This is a genomic window from uncultured Brevundimonas sp., from assembly GCF_937870815.1.
Taxonomy (GTDB): domain Bacteria; phylum Pseudomonadota; class Alphaproteobacteria; order Caulobacterales; family Caulobacteraceae; genus Brevundimonas.
The window spans coordinates 1-8627 of the sequence record NZ_CALMZS010000127.1 but is presented as its reverse complement, the minus strand read 5'-3'; the positions used below and the strand labels follow the sequence as shown (position 1 = coordinate 8627).

Below are 8627 nucleotides of genomic sequence, written 5' to 3'. Positions count from 1 at the left end.
CGGTTCTGGTAATCGCGCTGACAGCGCGGGGCCTTGCCGCACGCCCCCTTGCCGCCGCCGCCCAGTCCGCAGCGGCAGGGATTCATCGCCGCCACCAGTTGGAAGCGGGCCGGATAGCGGACATGGGCGTTGGCGCGCGCCACCACGATCTCGCCCGTCTCGAGCGGCTGGCGCAGCGAATCCAGGGCCTGCGCGGAATATTCCGGCAGTTCGTCGAGAAACAGCACGCCGTTATGCGCCAAGGAGGCCTCGCCCGGCCTGGCGCGCAGCCCGCCGCCGGTCAGGGCGGCCATGGAGGCGGAGTGATGCGGGCTGCGGAACGGCCGGTCGCGGGTCAGGGCCCCGCGCTCGATCAGCCCGGCCACCGACCAGACCATCGAGGTCTCCAGCAGCTCCTTCGGCGTCAACGGCGGCAACAGGCCGGGCAGCCGCGCCGCCATCATCGACTTGCCCGACCCGGGCGGACCCACGAACAGCAGGTTGTGGCCCCCCGCCGCGGCGATCTCCAGCGCCCGCTTGGCGCTCTCCTGCCCCTTGACCTCGCGCAGGTCGGGCACGCGCTCGCTTGAGCGCAGGACCCCCGGCTCCGGGCGACGCAGCACCTGCACGCCCTTGAAATGGTTGACCAGGCCGATCAGGGAGCGGGGGGCCAGCACCGCGACCTCGCCGGCCCAGGCCGCCTCGGGCCCGTTCGCCTCGGGGCAGATCAGGCCCAGACCCATGGCGTCGGCGGCGACCGCGGCGGGCAGGGTCCCGCCGACGGGCGCGATCCGGCCGTCCAGTCCCAGCTCCCCGACCGCCGCCCAGCCCGCCAGGGCGTCGGGCGGCACGACGCCCATCGAGGCCAGCAGGGCCAGGGCGATCGGCAGGTCGAAATGGCTGCCCTCCTTGGGCAGGTCGGCGGGCGCCAGGTTGACGATCACCCGCCGCGACGGCAGGGCCAGGCCGATGCCGCCGAACGCCCCGCGCACCCGCTCGCGGCTTTCGGCCACGGCCTTGTCGGCGAGGCCGACGAGGGTGAAGGAGCCCTCCTGGGCGGACAGCTGCTGGACCTGCACGTCCACGCGCCGCGCATCCACCCCCTCGAACGCCACCGTGACGACGCTGGCCAGCATGGCCGCCCTCCCGTTGAGAGAACGAACCATGAACCGGAACGGTTTGCAAGAGCGGCGTTATGCGCCCGGCGCGAACTTCCGCCGACGTTCGATGGCGTCCCACATCAGGGCGGCCGCGTCGACCCCGGTGAACCGCTTCAGCTGCTGGGCGCCGGTCGGCGAGGTGACGTTGATCTCGGTCAGCCAGTCGCCGATCACGTCGATGCCGACGAAGACCAGGCCCCGTTCGCGCAGGGTCGGCCCGATGGCGGCGCAGATCTCGCGGTCCCGCGCGGTCAGCTCGACCGGGGCTGCCGTGCCCCCGACCCGAAGATTGGAGCGCACCTGATCCTTGGCCGGAACGCGGTTGATCGCCCCGACCGGCTCGCCGTCGATCAGGATGATGCGCTTGTCGCCCTTCGCCACCGCGGGCAGGAATTTCTGGATCACCAGCGGATCGCGCGACCCCGTGGCGTGGATCTCCACGAGGGCGTCGAGATTGGGATCGTCGGCCCTGAGCCGGACCACGCCGGAGCCGGCCGCGCCGTGCAGGGGCTTGAGCACCACCTCGCCGTGGCGGCGGTGGAAGTCGGCCAGGGCGACGGGATCCGAACTGATCAGGGTCGGCGGCGTCAGGCCGGGGAAACGGGTGACCAGCAGCTTCTCGGGGGCCGAACGCACCTCGGCGGGGTCGTTGACCACCAGGGTCGCGGGATGCACGGTCTCAAGCAGATAGGTCGCCGTCACATAGGCCATGTCGAACGGCGGGTCCTGGCGCATCAGGATGACGTCGACGTCCCGCGACAGGTCCAGCTTGACCTCGTCGCCGAAGGACACGTGGTCGCCGGCGGTCGGGCGCAGGGTCACCGGGCGGGCGCGGCAGGACAGCGTCCCGTCCTCCAGCGCCAGGGTGCGGAAGTCGTAGACCCAGACCGGATAGCCCCGGTTCTGGGCCTCCATGGCCTGCAGGAAGGTGGTGTCGGACTCGATGTTGACCGCCTCGATGGGGTCCATCTGGATCGCGACTCTCAGCATGTCCTGTCCTTCCGAGCGGGGAGCCTGGCTAATGGGCGGCGCGGGACCCCGGCGCAACCCTCCCGGCCCCAAAGGACGACAGGCGGGCCCCGGGTCAGTTCAGCTGCAGCCGCACCCGGTCGACCGACATCCGCCGGTGCGCCTCGGCCGGGTCATCGAGCGAACGGGCCCGCGACAGGGCCTCCAGCGCCCCCGCCAGCGCGCCCTGTTTCTCGCGCGCGGCGGCGACGTCCAGCCACGGCCGGTGATCTTCCGGGTCCAGCAGGGCGCGGCGCAGGGCCGAGCGTTCGGCGCCCTCGTAATCCCGGGCGCGCAGGGCGCGGCTGAACAGGACATTCTGCAGGCGCAGCAGGGCCTGCCGGTCGCTGACCGGCGCCATCAGCACGTCCAGCCGGTCGGCGACGTGCGGCGTCAGCCCGGCCCGCAGCGCCCGCCGGGTCAGTTCCGACGGCAGCACCAGCCGCCCCTGGCTGAACGGGTCGAGCGCCACCGGGCCGTCCGGGGTCTCGACACGCAGCAGGAAATGGCCCGGAAAGTCGACGCCCTGGGCCCGGATTCCGGCCCGCCGCGCCGCGTCGATGTAGAAGATCGCCAGGGTGGCCGACAGGCCGCGGCGGCGCTCGGCCACGTCGATCACATCGGTGTTGCCGGGATGGTCGTAGTTGAGCAGGTCGCCGTTCAGCCGCATGTCCGCGGCCATGGTCTCGGCCAGGGCGTCGTCCGGGCTTTCGCCGCCGATCCGCTCGGCCAGGCGCTCGGCCGCATTGTCGGCCAGGGTGTGCACCGGCTCGGGGTCGCGGAACGGATAGTCGTGGATGGCGCAGGCGATCGCCGCCTCGAGCAGCGGGAAGGCCGTGTCGTCGGCCTGGCCGGCCTCGGCCAACACGGTCTCGGCTTCCTCGCGCGTCACGCCCGCCCCCTCCCGAACGGCTCCACGCCCCGACGATGGCGCGGAAGCCGGCCCGGCGCCAGCGCCACCATGTCGATTCTGAGCAGATGTCCGGCCAAGCTGGGTCTTTGACGCAACACCGCGCGGCCCGCGGCCCGCAGCCGATCATACTGGTTCGCGCTCAGGGCCGCGAGGGCCAGTTCCAGGGTGGCCCGGCGCTTGACCTCGACCACCGCCAGCGTCCGGCCCCGTCGGGCCAGGATGTCGATCTCGCCGGCCCGGGTCTTCAGCCGGAAACCGAGCAGCTGATAACCCCGGCTCATCAGCAGCAGCGCCGCCAGCCACTCCGAACGATGGCCCTCGCGGTGGGACACGGCCCCCAAGGTCATCCGCCAGCCGCGCTTCGTCGCCACGACCCGCGGCGCCTTCAGGCGGACCGGGGGCCGGGGGTCGCTCATCGGCCCTGCAGCTCCAGGGCCCGTCTATAGAGCGGCTTGCGGGGCAGGTTCAGCGCCTTCGACACCTCCGCCGCCGCCTCGCCCGGCGGCAGACGGGTCATGGCCTCGGCCAGGGCGGCGTCGGCGTCGGCTTCGGTGGCGATCTCCGCCTCGCCCGGTCCGACCACGATGACGATCTCCCCCTTGGGCGCCTGGCAGCGGGGATCGGCCGCCAGTTCGGACAGCGAGCCGCGCACGCACTCCTCGTAGAGCTTGGTCAGTTCGCGGGCGACGGCCGCCGGGCGCGTTCCCAGCACGGCCGCCATGTCGGCCAGGCTGTCGGCCAGTCGGGGGCCGCTCTCGAAGAAGACCAGCGTCCGCCGCCCGGTGCGCAGCTCCTCCAGCGCCGTCCGCCGCGCGCCGGACTTCGGCGGCAGGAAGCCGGCGAACAGCACCCGGTCGGCCGGCTGGCCGGCGATGCACAGGGCCGCCAGCAGGCTGGAGGCGCCGGGGACCGGATGCACCGGCAGGCCCTCGGCGATCACCGCCCGCGCCACCACGAAGCCGGGATCGCTGACCAGCGGCGTGCCGGCGTCCGACACCAGCGCCACCACCGCCCCCTCGCGCAGCCGTTCGATGGCGATCTCGGCGGCGCGGGGCGAGGCGTGGTCGTCGCAGCGCTCCAGCCTGGCCTTCAGCCCGTAGGCCGACAGCAGCTTGCCGGTGACGCGGGTGTCCTCGGCCAGCACCAGGTCGGCGGCGGCCAGCACGTCCAGCGCCCGCAGCGTCATGTCGCGCAGATTCCCGATCGGCGTCGCCACCAGATAGAGGCCGGGCGCGACGGGGCGCGGCGGCGGAGCGGTCGGGGGAAAGACGGAGGGTTCGGGCATCGGCGGGACCGTGCCAGCGGGGGCGGTCCGGCTCAAGGGCCGTGAGCGCGCGGGAACCTGGCCCCGCCTCAGGCGAGCAGCGCCCTCAGCACCCCGTCCAGCACCGGACGACCGGTTCGGGTGGCGATCACCCGGCCGGCCCTCGCCTCCAGGAAGCCGCCGTCGATCAGCGCGGCCAGCGGGCCGCCCTCCGGGCCCCGCCCCACCGCCGCCAGATCGGCCAGGGCCGCGCCCTCGACCGTGCGCAGCCCGAGCAGGATTCGCTCCTCGGCGGCCGCGGCCGGGGCCAGCCCCTCGCACCCGGCCCAGGGGGAGCCGGCCGCGACGCCGCCGATGTAGGCGGCGACTCCCGGGCGGGCCGCGGTGGCCGTGCGAACGCCCCGCAGGGTCAGCCGTCCGTGCGCCCCGGGGCCGACGCCGAGATAGTCGCCGCCGCGCCAAACATGCAGGTTGTGGGCCGAGCGCGCGGCGCGGCCCCGGGCATGGTTGGACACCTCATAGGCCTCGAAGCCGGCGGCCTCGAGCACCGCCTGGGTGGCCTCGTAGAGGGCCGCGGCGAGGTCCTCGTCCGGCGGGACCAGCGCGCCCCGGGCGAAGGCGCGGCCGAAGGCGGTGGCCGGCTCGATGGTCAGCTGGTAGGGCGAGACGTGTTCGAAGCCGAGGTCGAGCGCCCCGGCCAATTCGGCGGTCCAGCCGTCCACGGTCTGGCCCGGCCGGGCGTAGATCAGGTCGATCGACAGGCGGGGGAAGGCGCGGGCGGCGACGGCTGTGGCCCGGCGGGCCTCGTCCGCCGAATGGTTGCGGCCGAGGAAGGCCAGGGCCGCGTCGTCCAGCGCCTGCACCCCCATCGACAGGCGGTTGACCCCGGCGTCGGACAGGGCCGCAAACCGGGCCGCCTCGGCGTCGGTGGGATTGGCCTCCAGGCTGATCTCGACCGGCTCGCGGTTCGGGAACAGGGCCCGGGCCCGCTCGACCACCGCGGCCACGGCCTCCGGGGCCATCAGCGAGGGCGTGCCGCCGCCGAAGAAGATCGAGGCCAGCCGGCGCGGACCGGTCAGGGAGGCTTGCGCCTCCATGTCGGCGAGGATGGCCTGGACCAGCGCCGCCTGTTCCTCCACCCGGCCCCGGTCCCGCACGACGTTGAAGTCGCAATAGGGACAGATGCGGGCGCACCAGGGCCAGTGGACGTAGAGGGCGAGGTCGGGGCCGGGGTCCGCAACCGGGTCAGTCAATCAGCGCCGCCTTCAGCTTCTCGAACGCCCTTGCCCGGTGGCTGATCGAATCCTTCAGCTCCGGGGCCAGCTCGCCGAAGGTCTGGTCATGGCCCTCCGGAACGAAGATCGGGTCATAGCCGAAGCCGCGGTCGCCGCGCGGCGGGAAGGTCAGCCGGCCGTCGACCCGGCCCTCGACCACCACCGCCGGCCCGTCCGGCCAGGCCACGGCGAGGGCCGAGGTGAACCACGCCCGCCGGTCGTCCGAGCCGATCTCCTCGAGCCGCTCCTCGACCTTGGCCATGGCGCGGGCGAAATCCCTGTCCGGCCCGGCCCAGCGCGCCGAGAAGACGCCCGGCGCCCCGTCCAGCGCCGCGACCGACAGGCCGGAGTCGTCGGCCAGGGCGACCTCGCCCGAGCGGTCGGCCGCGTGGCGCGCCTTGAGCAGGGCGTTGCCGGCGAAGGTGGTCTCGGTCTCCTCCGGTTCGGCCAGACCCCGCGCCGCCGCGGCGACGACCTCGTAGCGTCCGCCCAGCAGGGCTTCGATCTCGGCGGCCTTGCCCGGATTGTGGGTCGCCGCGACCAGACGCATCCCCCTGACCAGTTTCAGCTTCATCGCCACCCTCCGCCCGCGGCGAGATGTCCCGCCGGGCACGCCGTCGCCGCCGCCCCGGCGAACAGAGGCCGTGTCGTCCCTTGATCTGGAGCAATTACGCACGATCGATGCAGAGGTATAATAAACAGAGGGGAAATCCTTTCCGGGACCAACGGAGAACGACCATGACCACCATGAACGCTTCCGACTTCATCGAAAAGGTCGGCCACGGGGTGCTGAACGCCTTTCTGCTCGCCGCCCTGCCGACCGCGCTGATCGTCACCCTGCTCCAGGCCCTGTAGATCGGCCCCGCGCGCCCTTTGACGGGCCGGCCGACGGGGGCGATGTATGAGGCCGCGCGGGAGTCGGCCGGGTCCCGCGCGGCGCCCGTGCCCCGACGCCCGGCCTGAACGAGGCCGCATGCGGTTGCCGAACAGGACGTCGCCCGGAATCCGCCCCCCCGCCGCGCCGCGCCCGAGCCTGAACCTGAGCCTGAGCCCGAGCCTGGTCTCGATCCCGGGCGTCGCGGGCGCGGCCTGCGCCCTGGCCTTCTGGGTCCTGGCCGCGGGCGCGGTCCTGGTCCCCCTCGCCGTGCTGGCGCTGAAGCTGTTCGGCGCCCCGGTGGTCACCGCCGGGGCCGGCGAGGAGGCCATCGTCATCCCCCTGCCCTGGGCCTATGTGCTGCTGGTGGCCGGCGCCGCCTTCGCCTATCTGGCCACCTCGGCCCTGATCTTCCGCCTGCTGCTGCGCATCGTCGCCACCCTGCGCGTGGGCGACCCCTTCCATCCGCGGAACGTGCGGCGGCTGCACCAGATCGGCGCCGCCTTCGCCACGGTCACCCTCGGCGTCTGGGCCGGCCAGTTCCTCGTCGCCCGCTTCGTGCGCGGGGCCATGGCGACGCCGAGCCTGTTCGACCTGATCACCCCCTCCTTCGCCGTGGTCATCATCGTCGTCATCGCCGAGGTCTTCCGCGAGGGCGCGCGCCTGCGCCGCGAGGCCGAACTGACCATCTGAGCGGCGGGCGCGGCGGCATTCCGCCCCGGGCCGCGGCGGTATAGAGAAGGCGGCATGGCCATCCGCGTACAGCTCGACCGCCTCCTGCTTGAACGGCGCATGTCGCTGACCGAGCTGGCCGACCGCGTCGGCCTGACCCTGGCCAATCTGTCGGTCCTCAAGACCGGCAGGGCGCGGGCCGTCCGCTTCACCACCCTGGACGCCCTGTGCCGCGAGCTGGACTGCCAGCCGGGCGACCTGCTGGTGCGCACGCCCGGGCCGCAGGACGCCGGCCCCGGGGCGGACGCCGACGGCCCGGCCCCGCGCCGCGCATGAGCCGCCGCGACGACCTGAGCCCCGAGGACCGCCGCATCTGGGCGCGGGTGGCGGGATCGGTGACGCCCTCGAGGCCGAAGAAGGCCGCGCGGATCGTCCCCGGCGCCGTCGATCCCGAGCCGCCCGCCGCGCCGCCGGCCCGGGGGCCGGTCAGGGCCCGCGGGGTCGCCCCGGCCTACGCGCCTGCCGTTCCGGCTCCGGCCCGGGCGCGCGGCGTTCCCGAAGAACTGGAGCCGCGCCGCCAGCGCCGCCTGTCGCGCGAGCGCGATCCGATCGAGGCGAGGATCGACCTGCACGGCCATGGCCGCTTCCAGGCCCAGGACGCCCTCACGGCTTTTCTCATCGGGGCCCAGGCGCGCGGCTGCCGCTCGGTGCTGGTCATCACCGGCCAGGGCCGGCGCGGCGGCGGCGGCGTGATCCGCGCCTCGGTGCACGAATGGCTGCAGGGCCCGGCCCTGCGCGGCGTGGTGTCGGGGTTTGCCCCGGCGGCGCGGCGTCACGGCGGCGACGGGGCGCTGTATGTGACGATCCGGCGAGGGGCGTGATTGGTGATTCGTGAATCGTGAGTGGCCGCTACTTGATCAGCCTCAGTCCCAATCACGACTCACCATTCACGACTCACGACCCGTGCTCAACCGCCGAGGTTCAGCCCCGCCGCCTTCGCCAACCCCTCCAGCGAAACCATCGGCCGCGGTCCCCAGTGGGCGATGACCTCGGCGGCGGCCAGCGAGCCGAGCTTGCCGGCGTCCTCCAGCGGCAGGCCGCGGGCGAGGCCGAGCAGCAGGCCGGCGGCGTACTGGTCGCCGGCGCCGGTGGTGTCGACCACCTTGTCGACGGGCGCCGCGGCGACCTCGACCCGCTCGGCCCCGCCGCCGCCGAACACCACCGAGCCCTTCGGCCCCCGCGTGACGGCGGCGATGTCGACGATGCGGCCGAGGTGGGCGGCGGCGTGGTCGAAGTCCTCGGTCTCGAACAGGGCGTGCAGCTCGCCCTCATTGGCCAGGACGATGTCGGCCGAGGCCTCGATGAAGGCCAGCAGCTCGGCCCGCCAGCGATGCACCACGAAACTGTCCGACAGGGTGATGGCGACCTTGCGTCCGGCGGCGTGGGCGCACGCCGCGGCGGCCTCGAAGGCGGCGCGGGCCGG

11 protein-coding genes are annotated in these 8627 nt (G+C 73.8%); 3 read left to right on the top strand and 8 right to left on the bottom strand.

The genetic code is table 11. The features are described 5' to 3' along the window. The 7 genes from Q0588_RS08280 to rdgB form a co-directional block, all read right to left on the bottom strand. The coding region (locus Q0588_RS08280; RefSeq protein WP_298745460.1) for a YifB family Mg chelatase-like AAA ATPase at nucleotides 1-1115 on the bottom strand (1115 nt) is incomplete at its 3' end. A gap of 57 nt (nucleotides 1116-1172) precedes the next feature. Beyond that, nucleotides 1173-2129 carry a glutathione synthase gene (gshB, locus tag Q0588_RS08275; RefSeq protein WP_298745459.1) on the bottom strand — a complete coding sequence of 319 codons (957 nt, stop codon included), beginning with the start codon at nucleotides 2127-2129 and terminating at the stop codon, nucleotides 1173-1175. A 94-nt stretch (nucleotides 2130-2223) separates the two neighbouring features. After that, entirely contained in the window at nucleotides 2224-3039 is an 816-nt protein-coding gene (locus Q0588_RS08270) for a transglutaminase family protein (protein ID WP_298745458.1), read from the bottom strand. Next, complete coding sequence (locus tag Q0588_RS08265) at nucleotides 3036-3407, bottom strand: YraN family protein (RefSeq protein WP_298745461.1); 372 nt, start codon at nucleotides 3405-3407, stop codon at nucleotides 3036-3038. Before Q0588_RS08265 ends, Q0588_RS08270 begins: the two co-directional genes overlap by 4 nt. A gap of 65 nt (nucleotides 3408-3472) precedes the next feature. Continuing rightward, nucleotides 3473-4345 (bottom strand): 16S rRNA (cytidine(1402)-2'-O)-methyltransferase, encoded by an 873-nt coding sequence (gene rsmI, locus Q0588_RS08260; RefSeq protein ID WP_298745457.1) that lies wholly within the window; start codon nucleotides 4343-4345, stop codon nucleotides 3473-3475. Nucleotides 4346-4413: 68 nt separating this feature from the next. Next, nucleotides 4414-5577, bottom strand: coding sequence for a radical SAM family heme chaperone HemW (gene hemW, locus Q0588_RS08255; RefSeq protein ID WP_298745456.1), 1164 nt, complete (start codon nucleotides 5575-5577; stop codon nucleotides 4414-4416). Next, nucleotides 5570-6172, bottom strand: a complete 603-nt coding sequence (gene rdgB, locus Q0588_RS08250; RefSeq protein WP_298745455.1) for an RdgB/HAM1 family non-canonical purine NTP pyrophosphatase — start codon at nucleotides 6170-6172, stop codon at nucleotides 5570-5572. Before rdgB ends, hemW begins: the two co-directional genes overlap by 8 nt. Nucleotides 6173-6571: 399 nt before the next feature. Here rdgB and Q0588_RS08245 point away from each other — a divergent pair, with 399 nt between their 5' ends. The 3 genes from Q0588_RS08245 to Q0588_RS08235 are packed head-to-tail and all read left to right on the top strand — an operon-like array spanning nucleotide 6572 to nucleotide 8025. Then, nucleotides 6572-7165 (top strand): DUF2975 domain-containing protein, encoded by a 594-nt coding sequence (locus Q0588_RS08245; protein WP_298745454.1) that lies wholly within the window; start codon nucleotides 6572-6574, stop codon nucleotides 7163-7165. 54 nt (nucleotides 7166-7219) lie between these two features. Continuing rightward, on the top strand, nucleotides 7220-7480 hold the full coding sequence (locus Q0588_RS08240; RefSeq protein WP_298745453.1) for a helix-turn-helix transcriptional regulator: 261 nt from the start codon (nucleotides 7220-7222) through the stop codon (nucleotides 7478-7480). After that, nucleotides 7477-8025: a Smr/MutS family protein gene (locus tag Q0588_RS08235; protein ID WP_298745452.1), complete on the top strand. Its 549-nt coding sequence runs from the start codon at nucleotides 7477-7479 to the stop codon at nucleotides 8023-8025. Before Q0588_RS08240 ends, Q0588_RS08235 begins: the two co-directional genes overlap by 4 nt. 86 nt (nucleotides 8026-8111) lie before the next feature. On the opposite strand, the gene Q0588_RS08230 is transcribed toward Q0588_RS08235, so the two are convergent. After that, the coding region (locus tag Q0588_RS08230) for a PfkB family carbohydrate kinase (protein WP_298745451.1) at nucleotides 8112-8627 on the bottom strand (516 nt) is incomplete at its 5' end.